This is a genomic window from Allobosea sp. P4_C6 (genome assembly GCF_056402015.1).
Map to the genome: position 1 here is coordinate 1 of NZ_JBFUIF010000335.1, position 610 is coordinate 610.

At 57.5% G+C, this 610-nt stretch carries 2 protein-coding genes; both read right to left on the minus strand.

Translation table 11 applies throughout. The annotated features are described in order from the left end of the window. The coding region (locus AC1DVA_RS28990; RefSeq protein WP_476808218.1) for an SDR family NAD(P)-dependent oxidoreductase at positions 1 to 209 on the minus strand (209 nt) is incomplete at its 3' end. A 141-nt stretch (positions 210 to 350) separates the two neighbouring features. Continuing rightward, positions 351 to 610, minus strand: a 260-nt coding sequence (locus AC1DVA_RS28995; protein WP_476808219.1) for a hypothetical protein, incomplete at its 5' end; no start/stop codon positions are given.

Below are 610 nucleotides of genomic sequence, written 5' to 3' on the forward strand. Positions count from 1 at the left end.
TGCAGATCCTCGATGCCACGCATCCAGGCGACCGAACTCGTATTGACGATCGAGCCGGATCCTAGTTCGCGCATATGCGGCACCACCAGCTGTGCGGCGAAAACGGCGTGGCGCAAATTGACACTCATCATCGCGTCAAAGTCCTCGGGCGTGATGTCGGCGAAGCGCTGGCGCTTGTCCTGCGATGGCAAACCACGGCGAAAAACCATTCGCATCACGCATGGAGCGTTGCTTATGGGCCTCGACGGCGCATCACACAAGGCGGATTGCATCGCGACAGCAGTTCGGCCCAGGCGGATGCCTTCATAGAGCGGCAGCTGAGCCTGCTGGATCGCCCTGGAGCCGCGAACTTATTCCGGGGCCAGGCTGATCGGTTCGAGGAGGAAGTCGAGCGGTGGGATTGAACCGTTTGAGCTCGATTCCGCGAATTGAATCATCCTCCCCCGAACGCGGAGGGGAATTCTTGGCCACCGCAAAAAAAGGGCATCAAAGAACCAATCAATCGCGCAGCGGAATGCTCCAGCATCACGCTCCGCTGCAATTTTTGCAGCGTCGTAAGCTTGTCCAAGATCAACATCAGAAAGATCCTTTCCACCGAGCAATATCGATC